This window comes from Tenebrionibacter intestinalis (assembly GCF_016632365.1).
Lineage (GTDB): Bacteria > Pseudomonadota > Gammaproteobacteria > Enterobacterales > Enterobacteriaceae > Tenebrionibacter > Tenebrionibacter intestinalis.
In genome coordinates this window covers 1-25,332 of record NZ_JAEPBH010000049.1, presented here as the reverse complement: position 1 = coordinate 25,332, position 25,332 = coordinate 1, and the positions used below count along the sequence as shown (strand labels likewise).

Below are 25,332 nucleotides of genomic sequence, written 5' to 3'. Positions count from 1 at the left end.
GGTTTATTAGCGCTGAGTTTGTGGGGATCCCTCAGGGCTTACGTCAGCGTATTCGCCTGCGCCGCCAGAAAGATTCGTCAGCGATATTCAGCGGCATTATTCACAAGAATGAATATTATGACGCTACATTATGTAATCCGCCGTTTCACGCTTCAGCCCAGGCCGCAGGGGAGGGCAATGCCCGCAAAAGGCGCAATCTCGGTACTGGCGACGGGCCGGCGCTGAATTTTGGCGGCCAGCAACATGAGCTATGGTGTGACGGCGGCGAGGCGGCATTTATACGACGTATGATTGCTGAAAGCACACGCTTTGCCCGCCAGGCGCGCTGGTTTACTTCGCTGGTTTCGCGGGGTGAAAACCTGCCTGTTATTATGCGTGCGCTCCAGGAGGCGGGCGCGGCGCGGGTAGAGAAAGTGCAGATGGCGCAGGGGAATAAGCAAAGCCGTTTTATCGCCTGGTCCTTTACCCGCGCGGGCAAAACGCCTGCAGCCCAGGCTCGTTGACGGGCGTAACCGTCCCTGCCAGTTTACTGGCGGGGCATTTTTTCGCCTGCTGTCGCGCGGATGCGTTTTAAGACACGGGGGACGAGTAAATGACAGGCTTTCCCGCTAACTTTCCGAAGATAAAGAAGGCGGTTTCTTTTGGTTAAAATACCGACATATCGCCAGTGTATCGATCGTTCTTTAATTTCCGACAGGAATAAAGCCGTATTGGCCCCGACCCTTTTTTATTATAACCAAAAAAGGTTTGCTTAAATTTGCGGGTGGGAAAGGGAATAAATATTTATCACAAGGTAAGTAATTAAAATCAGGGCGGGAAACTGATTAAATACCCCTCCCGCAAGAGAGGGGCAAACCGGCGCTCAATATTTTATTCAATGTTGGATTCAATAAACCACAAAAATTTATCCAGGTCGCGAGATGCGGCAGTAAAAATATCAGCAGTATCTTCATCTTTCGCTTCGCTAATCGCTTTGCGGATATCGTTAGCGACAGCGGCATAGCGATCGGCCAGCGCTTTCAGATGATCCTGAACGGAATGAATATCCAGCGGATAACTCTGTAGCGGCGATTTGCTATTAATAACCTGGGTTGTCCCCAGCGCTACGCCGCCGAGCTGAACGGCGCGTTCAGCCATCGTATCGAGGTGGTCGGTTAGCGCGGTGCGAAAGCCATCGAGCATCTCATGCACGGCAATAAAATTTGCGCCCCGCATGTTCCAGTGGGCCTGTTTGGTCATCAGCGACAGGTCAATGAACTGGGTAACCTGGCGGTTTAGCAGTTCCACGCTTTCTTTTTTCTCGCTGTCCGATACATTGTTACGGGTGTAAAGCAGCTCAGAAGATTTTGTTTTCACCAGCTTAGCGGTACTCATAATTTCCTGTCCTCTTGATATGTATGTCCCGTTTATTCAACGGCAATAAGTATAGCACCGCTTTGTGAGGCCGCCGGTGCGATATTGCCTATTGGTTAAATAGTAAGGATGAATGAGAGCTTTTGTGGAGGTAAATGAAAGCAACGTATTAATCCGATAATTATTTATCCGGGAAAATAAGCTAAGAAATAGTAGGCGCGCTAATTGGCTTAACGTGCATAATTATTTAACGGGCAGGAATAGCCAACGGCCAACAAAGCCGTTGGGGCATATCATTACTCATTAATATCAACGCGCGTTATGCGTGTTTCACGCTGTAGCGTCAGCGTGGAGCCGATGGAGGCCGCAATAACCAATAGCAGCCCTGTAAGTTGCATGATAGTTAGCCGTTCACCGAGAAAAATCATACCGAAGAACGCTCCCATAGCCGGCTCAATGCTCATTAATGTACCGAATGTGCGCGTGGGCAGACGCGTGAGCGCCACCATCTCCAGCGAATAAGGAAGGGCTGTGGAAAGTACGGCAATCGACAGCCCCAGCGGCAGCAGCGACCAGTGCCACAATGCTTCCCCGGCCTGGACTGCGCCCAGCGGTACAAAAATAACGGCGGCGATAACGGAGCCGAAGGCGACGGTGGCGGGGCCGTGTTCGGTACCGGCGCGTTGGCCGGCCAGGATATAAATCGCCCAGCATGCGCCCGCCGCCAGCGCCCACGCAGCGCCAACGGGATCGACGCTGCCGATGCCCTGGCCGAGCGGCAACAGTAACCACAGCCCGAGCATAGCCAGCACGAGCCACAGTAAATCAACAGGACGGCGAGAAGAAAACAGCGCCACGGCAAGCGGCCCGGTAAACTCCAGCGCGACGGCGATACCCAGCGCTACCGTGTGTAGCGACAGATAAAAGAAATAATTCATACCGCCAAGCGCCAGGCCGTAAAGAAATAAAGGAAGACACTGGCTGCGTGTAAAGCGCAGGCGCCAGGGCCTGAATACACCGATCAGTATCAGCGTGCCCAGTAGCAGGCGCAGCGCAGTAACGCCGGGAGCGCCAACCTGGGAAATCAAAGTTTTTGCCACAGTAGCGCCGCTCTGAATTGAGGCCATAGCCACCAGAAGTAGCATAACCGGCAACCAGACCGGCATTTTACGAGACAACGTTGGCATCCTGCATCCTGTGAAATTTTGTTTTATAAAGACGAAACTGCCTTAAGTGTAACGGTAATCGTTGGGCTGCGGCGAGTATTTATAAGTAATGGAAAAATGCGTGAAATTTAGCCCGCCGACAAGTTCCATACCGTCTATAATTTTAAGAAAAATCCGGATAGCGAGGTCTGAAAAAAGGGACCATACTTGCCATCCATCCAAAAATTCCTCAATGAATTAATGGGATAGAACAGAAATGAAACGTTCTGTTACATGAAAGGGTTCCTCAGACACCGAAATTGCCAAAGAGTTTCGTAAAACAATTTGATATATTGAGATCTTAGGACTTACTTGAAGCACATTTGAGGTGGTTATGAAAAAAATTGCATGTCTTTCAGCACTGGCTTGTGTTCTGGCCGTATCCGCAGGTTCTGCTTTCGCTGGTAACGCAACGGTTTCCGGCGGCTATGCGCAGAGCGACTATCAGGGCGTTGCCAGCAAAGCGAAAGGTTTTAACCTGAAATACCGTTATGAGTTTGATAACAGCCCGGTAGGTATTATCAGCTCTTTCACTTATACCGAAAAAGACAACACGTCTGCTGACGGCATCTACAACAAAGGTCAGTACTACGGTTTAACCGCAGGGCCGGCTGTGCGCCTGGCCGACTGGGTTAGCCTGTACGGCGTTGTTGGCGTTGGCTACGGTAAATACCAGCAGACGAGCGATTATCGCTACAAATCCGATATGAGCGATGCAGGTTTCTCCTACGGCGCGGGTCTTCAGTTTAACCCGATCGAGGACGTCGCGCTGGACTTCTCTTATGAGCAGAGCCGTATCCGCAGCGTTGATGTTGGCACCTGGATGGCTGGCGTAGGTTACCGCTTCTGATTGCTTCCATCAAAGACGAATAAATCCGCCTTCGGGCGGATTTCAGATTGTTGATAAAGAAGGAAAAACGGGGTTTTTCCTTCTTTGCGGTAAGCGGGCGAAAATCAATGCATTGATTTTCCTTTTTTTATTGTGTCTCATCCATCCTGTCTGCGTCAGGATGGGGTTTGTCAGCAGTCTCAAATCCGCCTTCGGGCGGATTTTTTGTTGTTGTTGTGTGCCGGGCATGCTCAGCAGTTCGGGGGTGAAAGTCCCCTGTCCAGCCTGATGGTGGCGAAGGACTGGCGAAGCGCAAGGGCGTCGTCGTGAGGCGGGGTCTGAAGGAAGCGTGGAGCAGCGCCATGACCTGACGAACAGAAATCCAATATGAGGCCTACCCGGCTGGCGGAGCAAGCAACTGATTGCGAAGGCCATAATCATCAAGCGCCGGGATGGAAGATTGGGCAGGAGTGGGGTGAAAGCGGCGGAGGCCTGTCCGGCGTTCTGCATCCAGAACTGAGCGCACCGTAAGGTGCGCTGACCGGCGGACAGGAGTCAGCAGAGGGCGTAGTAGGACGCAAGGTCTGAAGGCCTGAACGGTAATGAGTGATGAGTATCAGCGGAGGTTCTGAACGGTCATGCAGCAGAAAACGCATCGCGGCCCTGAAACCCGAAGACGGGGTGAAGCTCCGGACACCGGTTCTCAGGGGGCCGAAACCGGGCAGGCGCCGACGACCAGAGAAAGTCCGTCGTCAACAGCATGGCTGATGGAATCCATCTGTGAATCAGTCAATCTCAGGCAAGCCCTGAAACGAGTGGAAGGCCAATAAAGGTGCGGCGGGAGCCGACGGCATGAGCGTAAGCGAACTGCCGGACTATCTGAAACACCACGGGTCCGAACTGAAAGCGCAACTGCTGCCAGGCAGCTATTGCTCATCCCCTGTAAGAAGAGTGATGTCGGGGAGTAAGCAAAGACCTCGCGGCGCAGGCGGTAGGGAGTTGCCATAAGCAGTGGCGGGTAAGTTGTAGCCCGGGGATGAAGATAGCTCTCCCCAATAATCTGTTCGTCAGACTGTGTCTGCCAGAGCTTTAAGCAGGTGACGATAAACATAACCGAACCGCCGTATACGGACCCGTATGTACGGTGGTGTGGAAGGAGGCTGCTCGTGAGAACAGCCCCTGTCCCGATAAAGCTACCGCGCCTGCATGAAAACAGGCGGTGAAAAAGGCTACAATTAGCTAGCGCGGTGCGTTGTGCCGCCCGGACTTCTCGCTTATCAACCCGCATACTATATTGAGCAACTGCAGGCGTACCCGCAGCGGCGATCGGGTAAATACGCGCACGCATTTTATCACTTCATTCATTGTCGCCTCCTCGTATTCCTGCTTATCGGTAATCCATTACCAACTGACTATACTGTATACAGATATAGCACAGGCTATGTTACATAGCTACGGCTATTACGTTTATTTTTTGTGCCTTGCAGGTCATGGTTTACAATGATGCCTGAAATGTAAACCGAATGTTTCCGGGAGAAAGGAATGGGACCTCGCGCGGTTAAGACTGGCAATATAAAAAAGGCGAAACTGTTAAACGTTGAAGAGCATGTGGAAGGTTTTCGCCAGGTGCGTGAGGCCCATCGTCGGGAATTGATTGATGATTATGTTGAGTTGATTGACGATCTTATTCGGGAAGTGGGCGAGGCGCGTCAGGTAGATATGGCCGCCCGGCTGGGCGTTTCTCAGCCAACCGTTGCAAAAATGTTGAAACGCCTTGCGACGGTCGGCCTGATTGAGCAAATTCCCTGGCGTGGGGTCTTTCTTACGCCGCAGGGCGCAAAACTGGCGAGCGAAAGCCGCGAGCGTCACCAGATTGTTGAAAATTTCCTGCGAGCGTTGGGGATTAGCCCGGAGATTGCCCGGCGCGACGCAGAAGGCATGGAGCATCACGTCAGCCCTGAAACGCTGCGGGTATTTCGCCAGTTTTGCGAAGCACGGGAAAATCAGTAATTGCTCGCGGGTAAAAAAGAGCTTTTACAACAGGTGGTACGGGGGCTACGCCAAAGCCGATTAAGTGAAGCCAAATTCCGCCGATGCTTTTACCCGCAGGGCGCGCTGGCATAAAAAAGCCTGCTTAGCGCAGGCTTCAGATTGTTGGCAAAGAAGGAAAAAACGGGGTTTCTCCTTCTTTGTGGTAAGCAGGCGAAAATCAATGCTTTGATTTCCCCTATTTTTTATTGTATTTCATCCTGCCTGCGACAGGATGGGGGGAGTAGCCGTCTCAAGCCTGCTCAGAGGCAGGCTTTATACGCATTAATTCAAACGTACCGGCATGCCTGAACGGTTCTCAATAGCCTGCTGCAACACATTCTGATCAACATCAGCCTGATCGGTCACGGTCTTCACGCTTTGTGTGAGCGTAACAGGCACAATTTCATGGCCTTTAATCTGCGCTTCGGTGGTGGACAGCGGATTGTGTACCTCAATATAACGGCTGCCGTCCGGCTCCGTCGTGGCTTTCACCGGCTCATCAATAAACTGCACGCGGGTGCCGACAGGCACCTGCTCAAACAGGAATTTGATGTCTTCGTTACGCAAACGCACGCAGCCATGACTTACGCGCAGGCCAATGCCAAAGTTGGCATTGGTGCCGTGAATGGCATATAGACGGCCAATGTACAGCGCGTACAGACCCATTGGATTATCCGGGCCGGCAGGTACGACCGCAGGCAGAGGTTCGCCGCGTGCGGCATACTCCGCATGCATTTTTGCCGTTGGAGTCCAGGTTGGATTTTCGCGTTTACGTTCAACTTTTGTTGTCCAGTTAATTGGCGTATCGCGCCCCAACTCGCCGATGCCGATAGGTAACACGATAACGGTGTTGATGTCTTTGGGGTAGTAATACAGGCGCATTTCTGCGCTGTTAATGATAATACCTTCGCGTACGGTATCCGGCAGGATAAGCTGCTGCGGGATATTAAGAATAGTGCCTGCTTTTGGCAGATACGGATCGACGCCCGGGTTTGCCTCCATCATGTTAGACAGGCCCATCTGATATTTTGCTGCAAAATATTCCAGCGGTTGCTTGCTGTCGGCAGGGATAGTAATCACCTGATTCTGACCAACCAGGCGGCTGCCGTCAGCAGGTAGCGGGTAGGTCACAGCAGTAGCGGTTTTACAAAAACCGACGACGGTAAAAGCTGCCAGTAAAAGCGTACGTAATTTCATAGTTAAGTCGCGCAAAAGTTATTGCCATACAGGCGTTTGGTTTAATTACAGGTGACAATGCCGGGAGCGCATTATAGGTGCATTCAGGGCAACAGTGAATTCAGATGTGTATGAAAACCGTCTTTTTCATCTGTTCCTATTTTAGACGATTTTGGCCGGGGGCGACCCGGCGTCGCACTTATGGCATAATTAGCGATCTGGCACATTTTTTATTCGGGGCAGAGCCTTGTTAGTATCCAGCAACGTTACCATGCAGTTCGGCAGTAAGCCGCTTTTTGAAAACATCTCCGTGAAGTTTGGCGGCGGCAATCGCTACGGCCTGATTGGCGCCAACGGCAGCGGCAAATCCACCTTTATGAAAATTCTGGGCGGCGATCTGGAGCCGACGCTCGGCAATGTATCGCTCGATCCCAACGAGCGCATCGGTAAGCTGCGCCAGGATCAATTTGCTTTTGAGACCTTCTCGGTGCTGGACACCGTTATCATGGGCCATGCGGAGCTGTGGGAAGTAAAGCAGGAGCGCGATCGTATCTACAGCCTGCCGGAGATGAGCGAAGAAGATGGCTACAAAGTTGCCGATCTGGAAGTGAGATACGGCGAAATGGACGGGTATTCCGCAGAATCCCGCGCCGGAGAGCTATTGCTGGGCGTGGGCATACCGCTTGAACAGCACTATGGCCCCATGAGCGAGGTGGCGCCCGGCTGGAAACTGCGTGTGCTGCTGGCGCAGGCGCTGTTCTCGAATCCTGATATCCTGCTGCTTGATGAACCAACCAATAACCTGGATATCGATACTATCCGCTGGCTTGAGCAGGTGCTTAACGAGCGCGACAGCACGATGATCATTATTTCCCATGACCGCCACTTTCTGAATATGGTCTGTACGCATATGGCGGATCTGGATTATGGCGAGCTGCGGGTTTATCCGGGCAATTATGATGAATACATGACGGCCGCAACGCAGGCGCGTGAGCGCCTTCTGGCAGATAACGCGAAGAAAAAGGCGCAGATTGCCGAGCTTCAGTCGTTCGTCAGCCGCTTTAGCGCTAATGCGTCCAAGTCGCGTCAGGCCACCTCGCGCGCGCGCCAGATAGATAAAATTAAGCTCGATGAAGTGAAGGCCTCCAGCCGCCAGAACCCCTTTATTCGCTTTGAGCAGGACAAAAAACTGTTCCGTAATGCGCTGGAGGTGGAAGCGCTGACGAAAGGTTTTGACGACGGGTCGCTTTTTACCGATGTGGGAATGCTGCTGGAAGTAGGGGAAAAACTGGCCGTGCTTGGCACCAACGGCGTGGGAAAATCCACCTTACTGAAAACGCTGGTAGGCGAACTGACGCCGGATAATGGCACGGTGAAATGGTCTGAAAACGCGCGTATTGGCTACTATGCCCAGGATCACGCCGCCGAGTTTGAAAACGATCTGACGGTATTCGACTGGATGAGCCAGTGGAAGCAGGAAGGGGATGATGAACAGGCGGTACGTAGCGTGCTGGGCCGGCTTTTGTTCAGCCAGGATGACATTAAAAAACCGGCGAAGGTGCTGTCTGGCGGCGAGAAAGGACGCATGCTGTTCGGCAAGCTGATGATGCAGCGCCCTAATATTCTGATTATGGATGAGCCGACGAACCACCTGGATATGGAATCTATCGAGTCGCTGAATATGGCGCTGGAAATGTATCAGGGGACGCTGATTTTTGTTTCTCACGACCGTGAATTCGTCAGCTCGCTGGCGACGCGCGTGCTGGAAATCACGCCGGATCGGGTCGTGGATTTTGGCGGCGGTTACGAAGATTATCTGCGTAGCAAGGGTATTGAGTAATCCACTGTTCGCGCCCTCGCTGAGGGCGCGCTATTTTTCTGTTTTTATTCTCTTATCGCCTCAGGCGGGTTCGCCGTCGCCGCAAACCTCGCAGTGCGGATTGCGCGCCAGCGTAATTTCCCGAAACTGCCCGCGCATGGCGTCCACCAGCAAAATCTTTCCTGTAATGGGCGTGCCGTAGCCGGCCAGGACTTTTATCGCTTCCATTGCCTGTAGCGAACCAATGATGCCCACCAGCGGCGCCATCACGCCTGCTTCCACGCAAGTCAGCGCGTTATCGCCGAACAGGCGGCTGAGGCAGCGGTAGCAGGGGGCGCCATCCAGCCAGGTAAAGACGGATATCTGGCCTTCCATACGAATCGCCGCACCGGATACCAGCGGAATTTTTGCGTTAAAGCAGGCCTGATTTAGCTGGTTGCGAATGTCTACGTTGTCGGTGCAGTCGAGAATTAAATCATGCCGGGCGACCGCCGCGGCCAGCTCCGTTTCATTAAGCCGCCTGCCCACTGTTTCAAACGTAACGTGAGGATTAATCGTTCGTAATGTATCGCACGCGGAGTCTACCTTCAGACGCCCGATATCCGCGTCGTAGTGTAGCGTCTGGCGCTGTAAATTAGAGAGCGCTACGGTATCGAAGTCCAGTAGCGTCATCTGACCGACGCCTGCGGCAGCCAGATACTGCGCGGCGGCGCAGCCCAGGCCGCCCAGACCGACTACCAGGACTCGTGAAGCCTTCAGCCGTTCCTGGCCGTCAAAATCGAAGTCGCGCAGGATTATCTGGCGGTTATAGCGCAACATCTCTTCATCGCTGAGCGCCTGCTGCATATCAGCCTCCGAACAGATGGTTAAACGGTTCAACATCGACATATTCGCCCGGCTCTACGTTACCGCGTTCGCGCTCAAGAACAATAAAGCAATTTCCCTGGCTAAAAGAGCTAAAAATATGCGACCCCTGATGGCCGGTGCTGATCGCTTCGGGCTGGCCGTCTGCGCCAGTGCGCAAAATACCGCGCTGGAAATCAAGGCGCCCCGGCGTTTTTTTGAATTTCTGCGCCGCGCGTACACGCAGACGCTGCGGCAATGCGTAATCGCGCTGGCCCCCGAGTTTCGCCAGCAGCGGTTGTACCAGTTGATAAAAGGTGGCGGCGGCGGAAACCGGGTTGCCCGGCAGGCCGCAGAACCAACTGTTTTTCAGGCGGCCAAAGGCAAAGGGCTTGCCCGGTTTGATGGCCAGTTTCCAGAAGCCGATTTCACCGAGCTCGCTGAGAATGTGTTTGGTGTAATCCGCTTCACCGACCGATACGCCGCCTGAGCTTAGCACCACGTCAGCTATGCTGTCGGCATGGATAAAGGTATCGCGCAGCGCCTGCGGATCGTCGCGTACAATGCCCAAATTAATGACGTCACAGCCAAGCTGCTCCAGCATCAGGTGTACTGCCAGCCGATTAGTGTCGTATATCTGCCCTTCAGCCAGCGGTTGCCCGGGCTGCTGTAGTTCGTCGCCGGTGGAAAACACCGCCACGCGCAGCCGGCGTATAACAGGAAGTTGCGCAATACCGAGCGAGGCCAGCATCGGCAGTTCGGCCGCGCTTAGCCGGCGGCCGCCTTCAATGACGGCGGCGCCCTGGCGAATATCTTCACCGCGGCGGCGGATATTCTGCCCGGGCCTGACCGCTGCGATAAAGCGGATTCCGGCATCGCTTTCCTGCGTTTCTTCCTGCATGACCACCGCCTCGCAGCCTGGCGGCACCGGCGCGCCGGTCATGATGCGCACGCAGGTGCCGGCAGGCCAGTGGCCGTGAAACGGCTGACCGGCGAAGGCTTTGCCCGCTACCGGCAGCGGCTTGCCGCTTGCCACATCCGCCAGCCTTACGCCATAACCATCCATAGCCGAGTTATCAAAGCCCGGTACGTCGAGCGGTGAGGCAACGCTTGCGGCCGTTACGCGGCCGAATGCTTCCAGAAGCGGCAGCGTTTCGCTTTCAGCAACGGGGGTAAGGCGGGAAAGCATTTGCTCAAGGGCGGCGTCAAGAGGGATAAGGCCAGCGGAAAAATCCATGAAGTACTCCTGCACGGGAAAATCAGTCAGAGCGGGCTATTATGGCAGAAAGCGCGGCCAGGCTGAACGACCACATTTTAGCGCCGACAAATGTAGCTTGTTCTTTACAACGAATTTACAACTTTCTATATTCACCAGTCGAATGTGTTTGTCGCAAAAAGCCTGATATCTCTGAAAAAACGCCAGAGAAAACGCAACTGAGTGATGTCTAATGGGAACAGCGGTAATTGCTATCCACGGCGGCGCGGGCGCTATTTCCCGCGCGCAAATGAGCACAGAGCAGGAACAGCGCTATATTCAGGCGCTATCAGAAATTGTTGAGGTTGGGCAGAAAATTCTGGCCAGAGGCGGCAGCGCGCTTGATGCGGTAACAGAAGCGGTGCGTTTGCTGGAAGAGTGCCCGCTGTTTAACGCGGGGATCGGTTCGGTATTTACGCGCGACGGCACGCACGAACTTGATGCCTGCATTATGGACGGCAATACGCTAAACGCGGGTGCGGTAGCGGGTATAAGCCGTCTGCGCAATCCGGTGCTGGCCGCAAGGCTGGTTATGGAACAAAGCCCGCATGTGCTGCTGGTAGGCGAGGGGGCTGAGCAGTTCGCCGCACAGCATGAAATGCCGTGGGTTGAGCCGTCGCTGTTTTCGACGCCGCAGCGTCTGGCGCAGCTTCAGCGCGCCCAGGGGCGGGTTATGCTTGATAATGATGCCGGCGCGCCGCTCGACCCGGATCGCAAATTTGGCACCGTCGGCGCGGTGGCGCTGGATCTACACGGCAACCTGGCGGCGGCAACTTCAACCGGTGGAATGACGAATAAGCTGCCAGGCCGGGTTGGCGATTCGCCGCTGGTGGGGGCAGGATGCTATGCGAATAACGCCAATGCCGCTATTTCCTGTACCGGTACCGGCGAGCTGTTTATGCGTACGCTGGCGGCATACGACATTGCGGCGCTAATGGAATATCGTGGGCTGAGCCTGCACCAGGCCACTGAGCGCGTCATCATGGAAAAAATTCCTACTCTTGGCGGCAGCGGCGGCGCTATTGCCGTGGACAACCAGGGCAACGTGACGCTGCCCTTCAACAGTGAAGGAATGTATCGCGCTTTTGCCTATGTCGGCGATGCGCCTACCGTCGGCATCTACCAGTAATTAAGGAGGGGGGAGTGCCCCACAGACGCGAACTGGCGGAAAATCAGGTATTGTCGATAAGCGACCTGAGTGTGCGTTTCCATGAGCAACGGCAGGTGACTGAAGCTGTGCGCGGTCTGTCGTTTTCCCTGGCGCGCGGCGAAACGTTGGCTATCGTTGGCGAGTCAGGTTCCGGCAAATCGGTCAGCGCGCTGGCGCTGATGCGGTTGCTTAATGAGCGCAACGCGGTTGTGAACAGCGGCCCGCTGTGGATACGGCGGCGTAGCGGCGAGAAAGCGGATTTGCGCACGCTAAGCGATCGTGAAATGCGTGAGGCGCGCGGTGCGGATATCGCCATGATATTTCAGGAACCGATGACTTCGCTCAACCCGGTGCTGAGCGTGGGCGAACAGATTGCCGAGTCCATCCGTTTGCACCAGAAGCTTAATTACCGTAAAGCGCGCGACGAAGCAAAACGCATGCTGGATCTGGTGCGTATACCCGGCTCACGTGCCGTGCTGGATCGCTATCCCCACCAGCTATCCGGCGGCATGCGCCAGCGCGTCATGATTGCAATGGCGCTCTCCTGCCGCCCGGCGGTGCTTATCGCTGATGAACCCACTACCGCTCTTGATGTCACCATTCAGGCGCAAATCCTGCAACTTATCGGTGTGTTGCAAAAAGAGATGGATATGGGGGTTATCTTTATTACCCATGATATGGGCGTAGTGGCGGAGATTGCCGACCGCGTGCTGGTTATGTTTCGCGGCGAGGCGGTGGAGAGCGGTAGCGTTGCGCAAATTTTCCATGCGCCTCAGCATCCCTATACCCGCGCGCTGCTGGCGGCGGTGCCGCGTCTTGGTGAAATGAACGGCCGCGCGCTGCCGCGCCGTTTTCCGCTGGCAGGACAGGATGCGTTGCAACAGCGCGAACCGGAAATTGAACAGGATACCGTGCCGGCAGACAGCGCGCCGGTTTTACAGGTGCGCGATCTGGTCGCGCGCTTTGCGCTGCGCGGCGGCGTGTTTAATCGCATCAACCGTCAGGTGCATGCGGTCGAGCGCGTTAGCTTCGATCTCTGGCCGGGAGAAACGCTGTCGCTTGTGGGGGAGTCCGGCTGCGGCAAATCTACCACAGGGCGGGCGCTGTTGCGTCTGGTGGCGAGTCAGAGCGGCAGTATTACCTTTAACGGCCAGCGTATCGATACGCTTTCTAACGCGTCTGTGCAGGCGATGCGCCGCGATATTCAGATAATTTTCCAGGACCCCTGGGCCTCGCTTGACCCGCGTCTGACGGTTGGCTATTCGGTTATGGAGCCGCTGCTGATACACGGCGCGTCAAAGTCCGAAGCGCAGGCGCGTACGGCCTGGCTGCTTGAGCGGGTAGGGCTGGACGCCGGGCATGCGCGGCGCTATCCGCACGAATTTTCAGGCGGCCAGCGTCAACGTATCTGCATCGCTCGCGCCCTGGCGCTTAACCCTAAAGTTGTGATTGCTGATGAAGCGGTTTCGGCGCTTGATGTCTCTGTTCGGGCGCAGATTATCAATCTGCTAATGGATCTACAGCGTGAGTTTGGCATTGCATTCCTGTTTATTTCGCACGATATGGCGGTGGTGGAGCGTATCAGCCACAGGGTAGCGGTAATGTATCTTGGGCAGATTGTAGAGATTGGCCCGCGCCGCGCAGTGTTTGAAAACCCGCAACATCCTTACACCCGTCGGCTGTTGGCTGCGGTGCCGGTGGCCGACCCGACGCACCGCCGCGCTCCTCGCGTGCTGCTGTCGGATGAGCTGCCAGGCACCACGCGGCGGTTGGGGGATAATCCCGTCGCGTTGGCGCTGGAACCGGTCGGGCCTGGGCATTTTGTGGCTCGCCATTCCTTTAAGACACCGAGCCAGGCGGCGTCGCATACTGCATTACGTGACGGTCAACCCCGGCTGTAGTAGTAAAACGACCACAGGCGTCGGGCGGGTTGCCGGCAAAGACAGGGAATCACAGGAGAATAACGATGAAACATGCAACTGCGCGCCGCTGGCTGATTGCCGCTGCGCTGTCTTCATCCGCAGCCGCGTCGCTGCCCGCCTTTGCCGCTAAAGACGTGGTGGTAGCGGTGGGTTCCAGCTTTACCACGCTCGATCCGTACGATGCCAACGACACGCTCTCGCAGGCGGTAGCGAAATCGTTTTATCAGGGGCTTTTTGGCCTGGATAAAGATATGAAGGTTCAGAACGTACTGGCGGAAAGTTATGCGGTATCGGCGCACGGCAAAGTCTACACCATTAAGCTGCGCCAGGGGGTGAAATTTCAGGATGGCAGCGATTTCAACGCGACAGCGGTGAAAGTGAATCTTGACCGCGCAAGCGATCCGAATAACCATCTTAAACGTTATAACCTGTATAAAAATATCGCCCGCACCGAGGCCGTTGATCCGCAGACGGTGAAAATTACGCTGAAAACGCCTTTTTCCGCATTCATCCATATCCTTGCTCATCCGGCAACGGCGATGATTTCTCCGGCGGCGCTGCAAAAATACGGTAAGGACATCGGCTTTCACCCGGTAGGTACCGGCCCCTATCAGCTGGTAACCTGGAATCCGACCGATTTTGTTAAAGTGCAAAAATTTCCCGGCTACTGGCAAAAGGGGCTGCCAAAGCTTGATACCATTACCTGGCGTCCGGTTGTGGATAACAACACTCGCGCCGCGATGCTGCAAACCGGCGAAGCCAGCCTTGCCTTTCCTGTGCCGTTTGAGCAGGCCGCGAAGCTTGAAAAAAATCCGAAGTTGACGCTTGTGACTACGCCATCGATTATGCAGCGTTACATCAGCATAAACGTAACGCAAAAGCCGTTTGACAACCTGAAGGTGCGTGAGGCGTTAAATTATGCCATCAACCGACAGGCGCTGGTGAAGGTCGCGTTCTCCGGCTATGCCACGCCTGCAACCGGCGTTGTGCCGCCTGCCATTGAATATGCCGAATCTTATCAGCCCTGGCCTTACGATCCGGCGAAGGCGAAAGCGCTGCTTAAAGAAGCGGGGTATCCGAACGGTTTTACCACTACGCTGTGGTCGTCACACAATCACAGCACAGCGCGTAAAGTATTGCAGTTTACTCAGCAGCAACTGGCGCAGGTTGGTATTAAAGCGCAGATTACTGCAATGGACGCCGGGCAGCGCGCAGCCCAGGTGGAAGGCAAGGCGCAGAAAGAGAGCGGCGTGCGGCTGTTTTATACCGGCTGGAGCGCGTCTACGGGCGAGGCCGACTGGGCGCTATCGCCGCTGTTTGCCTCGCAAAACTGGCCGCCAACGCTGTTTAACACGGCATTTTTTAGCGATCCGCAGGTCGATAACGCTTTGTCGCAGGCGCTGTTGAGCGCCGATAAGGCTGAAAAGGCAAAACTTTATAAGGACGCGCAGGACATTATCTGGAAAGCGTCGCCCTGGGTGCCGTTAGTGGTCGAAAAACTGGTATCGGCGCACAGCAAAAATTTAACCGGTTTTTACGTAATGCCGGATACCGGCTTTAGCTTTGATAAGGCCGATTTAAACTAAATGGCGCTCGCCCCCTCCTGTGCGAAGGGGCAAACAGGGAGAGGCATGCTTAATTATGTGATTAAACGCCTGTTTGGGCTTATTCCCACGCTACTGATCGTGGCCGTGCTGGTGTTTTTGTTTGTTCATTTGTTACCCGGCGATCCGGCGCGGCTGCTTGCCGGGCCTGAGGCCGACGCTGATGTGGTGGCAATGGTGCGCAGCCAGCTTGGGCTGGACAGGCCGCTGTGGTATCAGTTTATACACTATATTGCAAACGTTGCGCGCGGCGATTTTGGCATATCTATGGCTTCGCACCGGCCGGTTTCACAAGAGATAGCCAGCCGCTTTCTGCCTACGCTGTGGCTGACGCTTACCAGTATGGTTTGGGCAACCTTGTTTGGCCTGAGCGCCGGTATTATCTCCGCGGTATGGCGCAACCGCTGGCCGGACAGGCTCGGTATGACGCTTGCCGTATCCGGTATTTCTTTTCCTGCGTTTGCGCTGGGGATGGCGTTGATGCAAATTTTTGCAGTCGAACTTGGCTGGCTGCCGACGGTCGGGGCCGACAGTTGGCGGCACTATATACTGCCGTCCATTACCCTGGGCGCTGGTGTGGCGGCGGTCATGGCGCGCTTTACCCGCGCTGCGTTTGTGGAGGTGTTGCAGGAAGACTATATACGCACTGCGCGCGCTAAAGGTATCAGCGAACAGAAGGTCGTAATAAAACATGGCTTGCGTAACGCTCTGATTCCGGTTGTTACGATGATGGGGCTACAGTTTGGTTTCCTGCTCGGCGGCTCCATTGTGGTGGAGAAAGTGTTCAACTGGCCTGGGTTGGGACGTTTGTTGGTCGATTCGGTTGAGATGCGCGATTATCCAGTTATTCAGGCTGAAGTGCTGCTGTTTTCGCTGGAATTTATTTTAATTAACCTGGCGGTGGATGTGCTCTACGCCGCGATTAATCCGACAATCAGGTATCGATAACAGGATGCGATTACTTAACTGGCGCCGGGACGCGGCGTTAAAGGCGATGCCGTTGTTGCGCCCGGAACGAGTGCGCACCCCGTGGCACGAATTCTGGCGGCGGCTGCGCCGCCAGCCATTGGCGCTGTTTGCCGGAGGATTTGTCCTGCTGCTTGTGCTGCTGGCGGCGGCGGCGCCCTGGCTGGCGCCATTCGATGCGGAAAATTATTTCGATTATGACAGGCTTAACGAGGGACCGTCGCGGGTACACTGGTTCGGCGTGGATTCTCTCGGACGCGATATTTTCAGCCGTGTGCTGGTCGGCGCGCGTATCTCGCTGGCGGCAGGCGTTTTGTCCGTCACGCTCGGCGCGGCTATTGGCACGTTGCTGGGGTTGATTTCAGGCTACTATGAAGGCGGGTGGGATCGCCTGATCATGCGTATCTGCGATGTACTGTTTGCGTTTCCTGGTATTTTACTGGCGATTGCGGTGGTGGCGGTCATGGGCAGCGGTATGGTGAATGTGATAGTCGCCGTGGCGGTGTTTACCATTCCTGCCTTTGCTCGCCTGGTGCGCGGGAATACGCTGGTGCTTAAACAGCAAACGTTTATTGAGTCGGCGCGCAGCATTGGGGCGCCTGACGCGGTCATTCTGCTGCGCCATATTTTGCCAGGCGCCTTCTCATCCATTATTGTGTTTTTCACCATGCGTATTGGCACAGCGATTATATCCGCCGCCAGCCTGTCGTTTCTCGGGCTTGGCGCGCAGCCGCCTACGCCGGAATGGGGCGCTATGCTTAATGAGGCGCAGGCGGATATGGCGATGTCGCCGCATATTGCGCTGTTCCCGAGCCTGGCGATTTTCCTGACCGTGCTGGCGTTTAACCTGCTTGGCGACGGTCTGCGCGATGCGCTCGATCCCCGACTGGAGCCGTGAGTATAGCAATGCCGCCTTTCAATTATGACCGCGATTTTACCGCAATAGATTTTCGCGCCAGCCCTGAGCTTTACCAGGTCGGGCGCGGCGAGCAGGGCGTATTGCTGGTGGAGCCGTATAAAAGCGAGATTCTGCCGCACTGGCGATTTAAAACGCCGGCGCAGGCCGAAGCTTCAGCCCGGGCCATATTGGCGCTGTTTGAACTTTACCGTCAGCGCGACGAGTTTGTGGGGATGGATATGGCGCGCAAGTTTATCCAGATGGGCTATACCCGGGCGCGACGCTATGCCAACCATCCGGGTGGTAAAAAGTATGCCGCTGACGGTAGCGTTCTGCCTTACAGGCTAAATGAAGAAAAAGCCGCGAGCGCGGCGATATTTAAAGGATACTGGGATAAACTGCGCCAGGATAAAGACTACCTGGCGCGTAAAAAGGCCCATCAGCAGCGCTACGGTTAAGCCAGGCTGCCCCACAGGTCGTATTCGTCGGCGTTTTCTACCTTCACGCGCACCACATCGCCCGGTTTCAGCGCTGTTTCGCCATTAAGATATACCGCGCCGTCAATTTCCGGCGCGTCTGCCATGCTGCGCCCGATGGCGCCTTCATCGTCTACTTCGTCGATCATAACGAGAATTTCACGACCGATTTTTTCCTGCAAACGTTCGGCGGAAATGCGCTGCTGAAGCTGCATAAAGCGATTCCAGCGCTCTTCTTTGACCGCTTCCGGCACCTGATCTGCAAGTTCGTTGGCCGCCGCGCCTTCTACCGGGCTGTATTTGAAACAGCCGACCCTGTCCAGGCGCGCTTCTTTCAGGAAGTCGAGCAGCATCTGAAAGTCTTCTTCGGTTTCGCCAGGAAAGCCGACGATAAAGGTGGAACGCAGGGTCAAATCCGGGCAGATTTCGCGCCATTTTTTAATGCGCTCAAGGGTGCGCTCTACCGCGCCCGGGCGTTTCATCAGCTTAAGAATACGCGGGCTGGCGTGCTGTAACGGGATATCCAGGTAGGGCAGGATTTTACCTTCGGCCATCAGCGGAATGACGTCATCAACATGCGGATATGGATATACATAGTGCAGGCGCGTCCAGACGCCGAGGCGGGAGAGCTGTTCACACAGGCTGACCATGCTGGTTTTTACCGGTTCGCCGTTCCAGAAACCGGTGCGGTGCTTCACGTCCACGCCGTAGGCGGAGGTGTCCTGGGAAATCACCAGCAGTTCTTTCACGCCCGCTTCCACCAGGCGTTTGGCCTCAGCCAACACTTCGCCTATCGGGCGGCTGTCGAGATCGCCGCGCATGGACGGAATAATGCAAAACGCGCAGCGGTGATTGCAGCCTTCGGAAATCTTCAGATAGGCGTAGTGGCGCGGCGTTAACTTTACGCCCTGGGCGGGCACCAGACTCAGGTAAGGATTATGCTGCGGTTTTGGCACATAATGGTGCACATGTTCCAGTACCTGCTCGTAGCTGTGCGGGCCGGTGATTTCCAGTACTTTCGGGTGCACTTCGCGAATCTGGTCTTCTTTGGCGCCCAGGCAGCCGGTCACGATGACTTTGCCATTCTCTTTTAGCGCTTCGCCGATGGCCTCCAGCGACTCCTGCACGGCACTGTCGATAAAGCCGCAGGTATTGACAATAACCATATCGGCGTTGTCGTAGTTTGGCACCACATCATAACCTTCGGTACGCAGCTCGGTCAGAATGCGCTCGGAGTCCACCAGGTTTTTCGGACACCCTAATGATAAAAATCCAATCTTAGCCATTTACTTATACAATCATTGCTCGGAAAAACGCGGAGTATACAGGATGTCCTGGCTATATTCATACGTTCGGTGGACAAGTGAAAAAGCAGGCTAAAGACACAACGCTGGCGTGCCAGTTGATTAGTGCGAAAACATTTGCAATGAGCACGGGCTGATAATTATCGATCCTGGCTTTTCTGCGTTTCAGGCGAAAAACACAGAGGGAGGGCAAGTCAGGAGACCTCATTGAAGCTGTCCGGGTGGCGATTGAGCATGTCAATATTATATTTTTGTTTTATATGTGATTAATGGAGTGAGTAAGCCTTTGACAGCCGGCGGATGCAAAGAGTAAATGCTGGTATGACTATAAAAATAAATGTGTGTCAGTACGCCGTTGCCTGCAAAGGAAAAGGGCTGCGCTCTTTTTCGGGTAAAAACTGTCAAAGCCCCGACTACGAAAGTGTCGTGGCCTGGAAATATTAAGACAATTACAGTGAAGTAGTATTTAGAGCTAATCAGAATTAACTGCGTCACAGGATCAAGATGTGCTCTGGCTCAGGAAAATTAATGGATACAGTAACTCTTTATTATTTTAGTAGTTTATGGACCTGTAGGCTGTATACGCAGCGTTAAATATTTATCAGATACACAATGGTAGAGAATAGTTTTTGAGGATCCTTTTTTCTATATAAATCAGCCAGTGCTGTTAATGTTTCCCGTCTTTACAAGCCAGCAGTATTGATTTAAAAATCACCATTCAGAAATTAGCTTTCGTTGTGCCATTTATCCTGGGTATGGGTAAATACAGCATTTTTGGGTTACGCCTTCTGGGCCGGGGCTTAGGGCTATGGGCGGTAGCATACCTGAAGCCCTACATTTCCGAACCATATGACACAGGAGGTCAGCCGTGACGGATACTGCCTTACCCCTCTTTTTCAGCCACAACCATCATCGCCTTTGCGTTCAGAACTGTACTGCAACGCTTGATGTTGTTGAACTGGACGGTCGCGAATCCCTCAGTCGCCCGTTTCGCTGGGATATTGAGTTCACCTCCGCCGACCATTCCCTGACGCCGCAGCAGTTGCTGCTGAAACCCGCGGCGCTTGTACTCTCTGCCAAAGTGGCGCAGGCCTGGGGCGTGCCGCTTCAGCAGCCGGTACGCACCGTGCAGGGCGTGGTGACAGCCTTTCGCCGGCTCTCTTCTTCCCGTGATGAAACCCGCTATGCCCTGACGCTGCAGCCGCGCCTGGCACTGCTCAGACGCAGCCGCCAGAACGCGATTTACCAGGATATGTCAGTGCCGCAGATCGTTGAGAAGATCCTGCGTGAGCGCCATAACATGCGCGGGCAGGACTTTCTGTTCGACCTGACGCGGGAATATCCGCGCCGTGAGCAGGTAATGCAGTTCTCGGAATCAGATTACGATTTTATCAGCCGCCTGCTGGCCGAGGTGGGGATCTGGTTTCGGTTCAGTACCGACACCCGGCTGCACATCGATGTGGTGGAGTTCTTTGACGCGCAGAAAGGCTATGCGCCGGAAATCACGCTGTCGGCGGTGGCGCCGTCCGGTCTGCATGATGACGCGGTGGAGTCGGTGTGGGGGATGCAGAGCCGCCACCGGGTGGTGGAAAAATCGGTCTTCACGCGAGATTACAACTACCGGGATGCCGCTGCCGATATGGACGCGCAGGTGGACATCACCGCCGGGGATGAAACCACCTACGGCGAGGCATATCACTTTGCCGGTAATTATCTGACCGCAGGGGAAAGTCGCGATCCGCTACCGGAAAGCGGTCAGTTTTACGCCCGGCTCAGCCATGAGCGCTATGTGAATGACCAGACGCGGCTTGCCGGTGTCTGCAACGCTGCCGCGCTGGCGGCGGGGACGTTGCTGAAAGTCACCGGCAGCACGGCCGGTGAGATATTCAGCCAGGGCGTGGTGATAACGGCCCTGCGCTGCCGCGCGCGGCGTGACAGGAGTCTGGAAACCGCCTTCACGGCGATGCCGGCAGGCGGGCGCTACAGCTTCCGGCCGCGGCTGAAAGCCCGTCCGGTGATGGCCGGTACGCTGCCGGCGCGGGTGACCAGTACCACGGAAAACGATATCTACGGGCATATCGATAAGGATGGCCGCTACCGCATTAATTTTCTGTTTGACCGCGACAGCTGGCAGACCGGGTATGAAAGCCTGTGGGTGCGCCAGGCCCGCCCGTACGCGGGCGATACTTACGGCCTGCACCTGCCGCTGCTGGCGGGCACTGAGGTGGCGGTGGCGTTTGAGGACGGCAACCCGGACCGGCCCTATATCATCGGGGCGCTGCATACCTCAACCCATCCGGATCATGTCAACATCGCCAACTACCGGCGTAACGTGCTCAGGACACCCACAAATAACAAAATAAGGATCGAGGATAATCGCCAGAAGGAATCGATAAAGATTTCGACGGAGAATGGCGGTAAAACGCAGCTGAATCTGGGGTATCTGGTTGACGCAAACCGTGACCAGCGCGGCAGCGGGTTTGAACTGCGCAGCGATTCCTGGGGGGCGCTGCGTGCCGGGAAAGGAATTTATATCACAGCAGATACGCAGAGCAAAGCCCGGGGACAGGTGCTGGAAATGGCCCCGGCCGTCAGTCGCCTTAAGGCCGCCAGAGAAGAGATGCAGGCCATCTCGGACGATGCCCGGGCCTCACAGGCAAGTCCTGCCGAATTACAGGCCCAGATAGCGCTGATGGAGCAGAAGCTGAACGAGCTGAAGGCCTCAGTGCTGCACCTCACCGCGCCGGACGGCGTGGCCGTGACCAGCGGCGAGCACCTGCAGCTATCAGCAGGGCAAAACCTGGTAGCGACAGCCGGTAACAATGCCGATATCAGCGTGGTGAAAAAGCTGTTTGTGGGGGTGGGCGCGCAGTTGAGCGTGTTTGTGCGCAAACTGGGCATGAAGCTGATTGCCAACCAGGGACCGGTGACGGTGCAGGCGCAGAACGACACCATGGAGCTGCTTGCGCGCAAGGGCATCAGTATCGTCAGTACCGAAGATGAAATTCAGATTACCGCGGCAAAGCGGATTACCCTGAATGCCGGGGGCAGTTATTTTACGCTTGATGCAGCCAGGATTGAGTTGGCTACAAATGGCGAATATAACACCCGCGCAGGACGTTATGGCCGTAAGGATGCTGCGAGCGATGTTAAGGCTATTACCACACCACCAGGCAAGGTCGGTGACTTATTTGATGAGCAGTTCCGGATCACTGAAGCTGATAAGGTCACCCCACGTGCAGGTGTGCCGTATACCATCCGAAGCGCATCAGGCCAGATCTGGGAAGGTATTACTGATAACGATGGGCTGACAGAACGGGTATTTACCCGTACAGCTGAAAAATTAACGTTGAAGTTTTAAGGAACAGGGAAGGGCCATATTATGGAAAACGCACAAAACGCACAAAACGCACAAAACGCAGGCACCACAAATAACACGCCGGACAGTCTGGTTCAGATCATTGCTACAGCAGAAAACACCACATGGGTGAGGCCGGCTGACAATGCTGAATTCAAAATCAATGCTGACGCCACACTCCCTGACATAGTATTTGAGTTTGCCACGCCAGCTGCAGGGCCTTATGCCTGGTCGTGGAAAATCACCTGGGATGCCAGGATGGGCGTTTACGAAAATCGCAGAGGCTCAAAAGTTAAACGTAATTTTACCGAGTCTGGAACTTTTTCCTCGGCAGATAAAATCTGGAAAGCTAATTTTGGCGAAGGAAAGGTTCTGGGCGGAAACCTGTCGGTATCAGTCAAAATAGGTGAAATCACCATATCACGTAATATTAAAATTAGCGGTCAGAATCCAACTGAAGCGGATGTCGCTTCTTATATGGCAACGCTTGAAGGTGGAGAAAATCTTCTTAAGCTTGCCAGACACGAAACTCATATAAAGCATTTTATCAATAGTGATGGTCAGCCAATTTTATCATTTGATAATGGTTATGGTATGACACAAGCGACAAATCCGCCTCCAGATTACAACACAGTATGGAACTGGAAAGCTAACGTTAATGCTGGCCGGGATCTTTTCCAACAGAAATTAAACGATGCACGACGCTATTTGAGCCAGCATGGGAATTTTACTGAAGAAATGGTCGAAAGAGATGCTATCGCTATGTGGAACGGTGGTCATTACTATAAGTGGGACAGCACGAAAAATTCATGGGTACGCAAATATAACCATTTATGTGACAGCACAACAGGAAATATTGGCTGGAATATGAACCGTCCGGAAAATGCTGGTCAAACGGAACAGCAGCTTCATGTTCGCGATCAGCCAACATATCGACTCGGTGGTAATGGGCAAAGTGCTGAGCATCCTTGGGTATATTCTGGTTTATGTTATGCCGACACTGTCTATGAGAGGTATTAAGATGAAATACACATGGTTTTTTTTTATATTTATGGTTTTTCCTCTTTACGCTTCAGAAATAAAGGAAGTAGAGGATCGCTGGAAGCCGTTTCTTATTGAAAGCGTTACCATCAATCCTGAGAAAGATTTATGGTCGCTTTATAGTGATAAGAAAATACATATTGTAAATAGCAAAAAATTTTTTTTACTGATCAAAGGGTTTCCCTCACGGCCGGGAAACCCTACAGCTCAATGTGGCGCAGGGCAGGAAATGTATGCTGATATCTACAGAATTGAAAATAAGCAAGCGGTACAAGTACAACGTATTATGGTTTCCAGTTGCTGGCGTTCCATTGAACAAAGTAGTGCAGTAAATGATGATTTTTCTTCAATATCGTGGAACGAAAAGGGTGTGACTTTTGAATGGTCTGGTTCGGGTGTTGAGCGCCTGAAGGCCCAATTAAATCTTGATGCCGTTTCCCCTGAACTGGTCTTTATTCCCTGATATGTCTGTCAATCTTAAAATTATTCCGCCTGCTGCATGGCGTCCGAACCCTATTCGGTTTGGCTACTGGCTTTCTGCTCTGGGATCTCTGGTTATCCTCGGTGCCATAGTTGGACTGGTGCTGGATCGTGCTGGAGACGGTACAAAATACTGGTTGTTGATCTCAGCAGCTGTGATGATGCTCTGGTTCACTGTATTTATCCTGCGGTTGCTGGTCTGGTTTTTTCAGCACACGCATGCCGATGGATGGGACAGCCGACGCGAAGAGACTCTACTTCGGGAAACTCGTCGTGGACGTCGGGTGCTTCAGATCCTACATATTGGTCTGGATGTCCCTCTGCCGGAAACGCCTTTCCAGTCTCCAGTGTCGTTACTTATAAAGGGGCCATCTATCCTTGAAAACCAGCCGGGTCGTGGCCGTGAAAATGAAATTAGCTTTCATACTTTTTTTTCATTACCTCCGGCAGTTCAGTTGGATGATGAATTCCTTGAGCCAGAAATACAGGATATAGAAATATTCAGGGCCGGGTTGAAGAATCTACTTGATGAAGTTGCTACGGCATTGAACCCATTCACTTCGGATCAGTCCCTGGCTGTATTGTTTGAGTCAGACACCACTATACTTCCACGCCGTTTTATTCCGATCTGGTATGAATGTCTGGAAGCGTCCGGCATCGTTCAACCAATCAGCTATATCGACGGTCACGGTATGCAGTTCATCGATGAGTGGCTGGACAACCGTATTAATGACAAATCCCTGTTACTCGTCATTGCCCTTCAGGTGGCACCAGAAAAGCGCGAGGGGAGTACTGAAGCAATGGTGGCATTACTGCTGGGTAATCGTCTTACCCAGAATACGCTCCCACCGCTGGCATGGCTTCATCGCCCAGAGCGCACCGATCCACAGTCTCCGGGGGAGGGGATCGTACAGGCAGCAGATTGGGCGCCTTTAGAGGATGGGCAGATCAAACACCTCTGGCTCAGTGGTCTGACTCCCGAGGAGTCGTCTGCTGTTATTCCGGCGATGGCGCTGCCGATCCTTTCAGGCGTGCCATCACCGTCAGGTCGGCACAATACTGATCTTATTATTGGCCATGCGGGATATGTTTCACCATGGCTCGCAGCGGCAGCCGCTGCACAGACCGCCCAGCAAACCGGCACTGCTCAACTTGCCATCAGTGCCGATCGTGATAACGGAACGCTCTGGAGCCAGGCCGTTACCCCTGTGTGATTAATTACTTTTAACAAGGAGCGTTAATTGTGAAGCATATCCTGAGTCTGCCAGGAAGCAGGATTTTCCTGTGGTTTATTATCATCCTGGTACTGGCTGGTGTACTCTGTCTGTGCTGGCTTGTCTGGCGTGAACCCGGAGCTTTAGGGTTTGAGGTCGGAACGACCACACATGACCACTGGCAGACAGGGCTGTTTGTAGCGACGGGGCTCGGATTCCTGATTTTTGTCTTACTGTTTCTGCAAAGCCGCTTTGGTGGTGGAAATAATTTTGATCTCCATCTTGCTCATGCTGCCTCGGATGAAGAAAAAAAATCTGTCAGTAAGCCGCAGCCAGTGGTGTCGCATTCCCGTAAGTTGACAAGGGAAATGCGCGACCACCTCCGCGCCGTTTACACCTTCTTCTGGC

The 25,332-nt window shown here is 54.1% G+C and carries 23 protein-coding genes; 16 read left to right on the top strand and 7 right to left on the bottom strand.

The features are described 5' to 3' along the window. The coding region (locus JJB97_RS15480; RefSeq protein ID WP_238714922.1) for an RlmF-related methyltransferase at positions 1-503 on the top strand (503 nt) is incomplete at its 5' end. 367 nt (positions 504-870) lie between these two features. Here the strand turns inward: JJB97_RS15480 and dps are convergent. Both dps and rhtA read right to left on the bottom strand, forming a co-directional pair. Beyond that, positions 871-1,374 (bottom strand): DNA starvation/stationary phase protection protein Dps, encoded by a 504-nt coding sequence (dps, locus tag JJB97_RS15475; RefSeq protein ID WP_238714921.1) that lies wholly within the window; start codon positions 1,372-1,374, stop codon positions 871-873. A gap of 275 nt (positions 1,375-1,649) precedes the next feature. Further along, a complete protein-coding gene (gene rhtA / locus JJB97_RS15470; RefSeq protein ID WP_238714920.1) occupies positions 1,650-2,540 on the bottom strand; it encodes a threonine/homoserine exporter RhtA in 891 nt (296 codons plus the stop codon). Positions 2,541-2,892: 352 nt separating this feature from the next. On the opposite strand from rhtA, the gene ompX reads away from it, so the two are divergent. Both ompX and JJB97_RS15460 read left to right on the top strand, forming a co-directional pair. Beyond that, positions 2,893-3,408, top strand: coding sequence for an outer membrane protein OmpX (gene ompX, locus JJB97_RS15465; RefSeq protein WP_238714919.1), 516 nt, complete (start codon positions 2,893-2,895; stop codon positions 3,406-3,408). A 617-nt stretch (positions 3,409-4,025) separates the two neighbouring features. Then, positions 4,026-4,217 (top strand): hypothetical protein, encoded by a 192-nt coding sequence (locus JJB97_RS15460; RefSeq protein WP_238714918.1) that lies wholly within the window; start codon positions 4,026-4,028, stop codon positions 4,215-4,217. Between the two features lie 409 nt (positions 4,218-4,626). Here the strand turns inward: JJB97_RS15460 and mntS are convergent, their stop codons facing one another. Continuing rightward, on the bottom strand, positions 4,627-4,752 hold the full coding sequence (gene mntS, locus JJB97_RS15455; protein ID WP_238714917.1) for a manganase accumulation protein MntS: 126 nt from the start codon (positions 4,750-4,752) through the stop codon (positions 4,627-4,629). Positions 4,753-4,929: 177 nt separating this feature from the next. Between mntS and mntR the strand changes: the two genes are divergently transcribed. Continuing rightward, positions 4,930-5,397: a manganese-binding transcriptional regulator MntR gene (gene mntR, locus JJB97_RS15450; RefSeq protein ID WP_238714916.1), complete on the top strand. Its 468-nt coding sequence runs from the start codon at positions 4,930-4,932 to the stop codon at positions 5,395-5,397. Between the two features lie 303 nt (positions 5,398-5,700). On the opposite strand, the gene ldtB is transcribed toward mntR, so the two are convergent. Beyond that, positions 5,701-6,615: a L,D-transpeptidase gene (gene ldtB, locus JJB97_RS15445; RefSeq protein WP_238714915.1), complete on the bottom strand. Its 915-nt coding sequence runs from the start codon at positions 6,613-6,615 to the stop codon at positions 5,701-5,703. A 226-nt stretch (positions 6,616-6,841) separates the two neighbouring features. Here ldtB and JJB97_RS15440 point away from each other — a divergent pair, with 226 nt between their 5' ends. Then, positions 6,842-8,434 carry an ABC-F family ATPase gene (locus tag JJB97_RS15440; protein WP_238714914.1) on the top strand — a complete coding sequence of 531 codons (1,593 nt, stop codon included), beginning with the start codon at positions 6,842-6,844 and terminating at the stop codon, positions 8,432-8,434. A 60-nt stretch (positions 8,435-8,494) separates the two neighbouring features. On the opposite strand, the gene moeB is transcribed toward JJB97_RS15440, so the two are convergent. Both moeB and moeA read right to left on the bottom strand, forming a co-directional pair. Continuing rightward, complete coding sequence (moeB, locus tag JJB97_RS15435; RefSeq protein WP_238714913.1) at positions 8,495-9,259, bottom strand: molybdopterin-synthase adenylyltransferase MoeB; 765 nt, start codon at positions 9,257-9,259, stop codon at positions 8,495-8,497. A 1-nt stretch (position 9,260) separates the two neighbouring features. Continuing rightward, a complete protein-coding gene (gene moeA, locus JJB97_RS15430; protein WP_238714912.1) occupies positions 9,261-10,493 on the bottom strand; it encodes a molybdopterin molybdotransferase MoeA in 1,233 nt (410 codons plus the stop codon). A 211-nt stretch (positions 10,494-10,704) separates the two neighbouring features. Here moeA and iaaA point away from each other — a divergent pair, with 211 nt between their 5' ends. The 6 genes from iaaA (at position 10,705) to JJB97_RS15400 (ending at position 17,509) form a co-directional block, all read left to right on the top strand. Next, complete coding sequence (gene iaaA, locus JJB97_RS15425) at positions 10,705-11,640, top strand: beta-aspartyl-peptidase (protein ID WP_238714911.1); 936 nt, start codon at positions 10,705-10,707, stop codon at positions 11,638-11,640. A gap of 14 nt (positions 11,641-11,654) precedes the next feature. Continuing rightward, the gene (gsiA, locus tag JJB97_RS15420) at positions 11,655-13,562 is read left to right on the top strand and encodes a glutathione ABC transporter ATP-binding protein GsiA (protein ID WP_238714910.1); all 1,908 of its coding nucleotides are present in this window, start codon (positions 11,655-11,657) and stop codon (positions 13,560-13,562) included. A 65-nt stretch (positions 13,563-13,627) separates the two neighbouring features. After that, a complete protein-coding gene (gene gsiB / locus JJB97_RS15415) occupies positions 13,628-15,169 on the top strand; it encodes a glutathione ABC transporter substrate-binding protein GsiB (protein WP_238714909.1) in 1,542 nt (513 codons plus the stop codon). 45 nt (positions 15,170-15,214) lie between these two features. After that, positions 15,215-16,135 carry a glutathione ABC transporter permease GsiC gene (gene gsiC, locus JJB97_RS15410; protein ID WP_238714908.1) on the top strand — a complete coding sequence of 307 codons (921 nt, stop codon included), beginning with the start codon at positions 15,215-15,217 and terminating at the stop codon, positions 16,133-16,135. A gap of 4 nt (positions 16,136-16,139) precedes the next feature. Next, positions 16,140-17,051 (top strand): glutathione ABC transporter permease GsiD, encoded by a 912-nt coding sequence (gene gsiD, locus JJB97_RS15405; protein ID WP_238714907.1) that lies wholly within the window; start codon positions 16,140-16,142, stop codon positions 17,049-17,051. Between the two features lie 8 nt (positions 17,052-17,059). Next, positions 17,060-17,509: a DUF4385 domain-containing protein gene (locus tag JJB97_RS15400; RefSeq protein ID WP_238714923.1), complete on the top strand. Its 450-nt coding sequence runs from the start codon at positions 17,060-17,062 to the stop codon at positions 17,507-17,509. On the opposite strand, the gene rimO is transcribed toward JJB97_RS15400, so the two are convergent. Next, positions 17,506-18,813, bottom strand: coding sequence for a 30S ribosomal protein S12 methylthiotransferase RimO (gene rimO / locus JJB97_RS15395; RefSeq protein WP_238714906.1), 1,308 nt, complete (start codon positions 18,811-18,813; stop codon positions 17,506-17,508). The two genes, JJB97_RS15400 and rimO, sit on opposite strands and share 4 nt — an antisense overlap. 886 nt (positions 18,814-19,699) lie before the next feature. Between rimO and JJB97_RS15390 the strand changes: the two genes are divergently transcribed. From JJB97_RS15390 to JJB97_RS15370, 5 genes are all read left to right on the top strand, one after another. Further along, positions 19,700-22,192: a type VI secretion system Vgr family protein gene (locus JJB97_RS15390; RefSeq protein ID WP_238714905.1), complete on the top strand. Its 2,493-nt coding sequence runs from the start codon at positions 19,700-19,702 to the stop codon at positions 22,190-22,192. Between the two features lie 21 nt (positions 22,193-22,213). Beyond that, entirely contained in the window at positions 22,214-23,209 is a 996-nt protein-coding gene (locus tag JJB97_RS15385; protein WP_238714904.1) for a hypothetical protein, read from the top strand. Between the two features lies 1 nt (position 23,210). Continuing rightward, on the top strand, positions 23,211-23,693 hold the full coding sequence (locus JJB97_RS15380) for a hypothetical protein (protein WP_238714903.1): 483 nt from the start codon (positions 23,211-23,213) through the stop codon (positions 23,691-23,693). A 1-nt stretch (position 23,694) separates the two neighbouring features. Further along, a complete protein-coding gene (locus JJB97_RS15375) occupies positions 23,695-24,924 on the top strand; it encodes a hypothetical protein (RefSeq protein ID WP_238714902.1) in 1,230 nt (409 codons plus the stop codon). A 29-nt stretch (positions 24,925-24,953) separates the two neighbouring features. Further along, positions 24,954-25,332, top strand: a 379-nt coding sequence (locus JJB97_RS15370; protein ID WP_238714901.1) for an alkaline shock response membrane anchor protein AmaP, incomplete at its 3' end; no start/stop codon positions are given.

Coding starts and splice junctions, on each gene's coding strand:
- dps (WP_238714921.1), bottom strand. CDS start 1,374: ATGAGTACCGCTAAGCTGGTGAAAACAAAATCTTCTGAGCTGCTTTAC.
- rhtA (WP_238714920.1), bottom strand. CDS start 2,540: ATGCCAACGTTGTCTCGTAAAATGCCGGTCTGGTTGCCGGTTATGCTA.
- ompX (WP_238714919.1), top strand. CDS start 2,893: ATGAAAAAAATTGCATGTCTTTCAGCACTGGCTTGTGTTCTGGCCGTA.
- JJB97_RS15460 (WP_238714918.1), top strand. CDS start 4,026: ATGCAGCAGAAAACGCATCGCGGCCCTGAAACCCGAAGACGGGGTGAA.
- mntS (WP_238714917.1), bottom strand. CDS start 4,752: ATGAATGAAGTGATAAAATGCGTGCGCGTATTTACCCGATCGCCGCTG.
- mntR (WP_238714916.1), top strand. CDS start 4,930: ATGGGACCTCGCGCGGTTAAGACTGGCAATATAAAAAAGGCGAAACTG.
- ldtB (WP_238714915.1), bottom strand. CDS start 6,615: ATGAAATTACGTACGCTTTTACTGGCAGCTTTTACCGTCGTCGGTTTT.
- moeB (WP_238714913.1), bottom strand. CDS start 9,259: ATGCAGCAGGCGCTCAGCGATGAAGAGATGTTGCGCTATAACCGCCAG.
- moeA (WP_238714912.1), bottom strand. CDS start 10,493: ATGGATTTTTCCGCTGGCCTTATCCCTCTTGACGCCGCCCTTGAGCAA.
- iaaA (WP_238714911.1), top strand. CDS start 10,705: ATGGGAACAGCGGTAATTGCTATCCACGGCGGCGCGGGCGCTATTTCC.
- gsiB (WP_238714909.1), top strand. CDS start 13,628: ATGAAACATGCAACTGCGCGCCGCTGGCTGATTGCCGCTGCGCTGTCT.
- gsiC (WP_238714908.1), top strand. CDS start 15,215: ATGCTTAATTATGTGATTAAACGCCTGTTTGGGCTTATTCCCACGCTA.
- gsiD (WP_238714907.1), top strand. CDS start 16,140: ATGCGATTACTTAACTGGCGCCGGGACGCGGCGTTAAAGGCGATGCCG.
- JJB97_RS15400 (WP_238714923.1), top strand. CDS start 17,060: ATGCCGCCTTTCAATTATGACCGCGATTTTACCGCAATAGATTTTCGC.
- rimO (WP_238714906.1), bottom strand. CDS start 18,813: ATGGCTAAGATTGGATTTTTATCATTAGGGTGTCCGAAAAACCTGGTG.
- JJB97_RS15385 (WP_238714904.1), top strand. CDS start 22,214: ATGGAAAACGCACAAAACGCACAAAACGCACAAAACGCAGGCACCACA.
- JJB97_RS15380 (WP_238714903.1), top strand. CDS start 23,211: ATGAAATACACATGGTTTTTTTTTATATTTATGGTTTTTCCTCTTTAC.
- JJB97_RS15375 (WP_238714902.1), top strand. CDS start 23,695: ATGTCTGTCAATCTTAAAATTATTCCGCCTGCTGCATGGCGTCCGAAC.